The sequence below is a fragment of the Halomonas tibetensis genome, assembly GCF_042643535.1.
GTDB lineage: Bacteria > Pseudomonadota > Gammaproteobacteria > Pseudomonadales > Halomonadaceae > Halomonas > Halomonas tibetensis.
The window spans coordinates 1-1,515 of record NZ_JBHRSQ010000003.1 but is presented as its reverse complement, the minus strand read 5'-3'; the positions used below and the strand labels follow the sequence as shown (position 1 = coordinate 1,515).

The window sequence follows — 1,515 nt, the reverse complement described above, 5'->3', positions numbered from 1 at the left end:
AGGCCGAGATCATCGAGGCCGCCGAGGATGAGGTGAAGGAGATCGAGGACCAGTTCTCCTCGGGTCTCGTCACCGCTGGCGAGAAGTACAACAAGGTGATCGACATCTGGTCCAAGGCCAACGACAAGGTGGCCCGGGCAATGATGGACGGTATCGAGAAAGAGACCGTGATCGACCGCCATGGCAATACGGTCGAGCAGGACTCCTTCAATAGCGTCTTCATCATGGCCGACTCCGGCGCGCGCGGTAGCGCCGCCCAGATTCGCCAGCTGGCGGGCATGCGTGGTCTCATGGCCAAGCCGGACGGCTCGATCATCGAGACCCCGATCATCGCCAACTTCCGTGAGGGCCTGAACGTACTTCAGTACTTCATCTCGACCCACGGCGCCCGTAAGGGGCTGGCGGATACGGCACTCAAGACCGCCAACTCGGGCTATCTGACGCGTCGCCTGGTCGACGTGGCCCAGGACATGGTGATCACCGAGACTGACTGCGACACCGAGAACGGTCTGACGCTGCACCCGGTGATCGAGGGTGGCGATATTATCGTTTCACTGGCCCAGCGCGTGCTGGGTCGCGTGGTGGCCCAGGACGTCATCGATCCGGCCAGCGACGATGTTCTGATTCCGCGGGGGACCCTGCTCGACGAGAAGTGGTGTGCCGAGCTGGATACCATGGGCGTCGACGAGATCGTGGTGCGCAGCGCCATCGCCTGCCAGACCGTGCATGGCGTCTGTGCGACCTGTTACGGTCGCGACCTTGCGCGCGGCCACCAGGTGAACATCGGTGAGGCGGTAGGCGTCATCGCCGCCCAGTCCATCGGTGAGCCGGGTACTCAGTTAACACTGGATAGTAAAAAGCATTCCGGTATTTCACATGTAAGGCGACCTGTATCACAAATAAAGATCAAGCACGGTGGCAAGGTGTGCCTGCACAACATCAAGTTCGTGGAGCGCGCCGATGGCAAGCTGGTGGTGGTGTCTCGCTCCAGTGCCCTGGCCGTCACCGATGACCATGGCCGCGAGCGCGAGTACTACAAGCTGCCCTATGGCGCCGAGATCTCCGTCAAAGACGGTGATCCTGTCGACTCCGGCCAGGCGGTGGCTAAATGGGATCCGCACACCCATCCCATCGTCGCCGAGGGCGAGGGCGTCGTGCAGTACGCCGACATGGACGAGGGCCTCACCATCCACCGTACCGTGGATGAGATGACCGGTCTCTCCTCCATCGAGGTGATCGAGTCGGCGGCCCGTCCCATGGCAGGTCGCGACAAGCGACCGATGATCCTGCTAAATGACGTGTCCGGCCAGCCGGTGACCGTCAGTGGCTCCGACACTCCGGTGCAGTACCTGCTGCCCGGCAAGTCGATCGTCACCGCCGACAATGGTGCAAGGATTGGCGTGGGTGAAGTCGTCGCCCGAATCCCGGTGGAGGCGTCTGCCAACAAGGACATCACCGGTGGTCTGCCCCGCGTGGCCGACCTGTTCGAGGCACGCAAGCCCAAGGAGCCTGCGA

At 62.5% G+C, this 1,515-nt stretch carries 1 pseudogene; it reads left to right on the top strand.

Annotation, left to right across the window (positions count from 1 at the left end):
* Positions 1–1,515: pseudogene (locus tag ACFODV_RS00200) on the top strand (DNA-directed RNA polymerase subunit beta'); the annotation flags it as partial.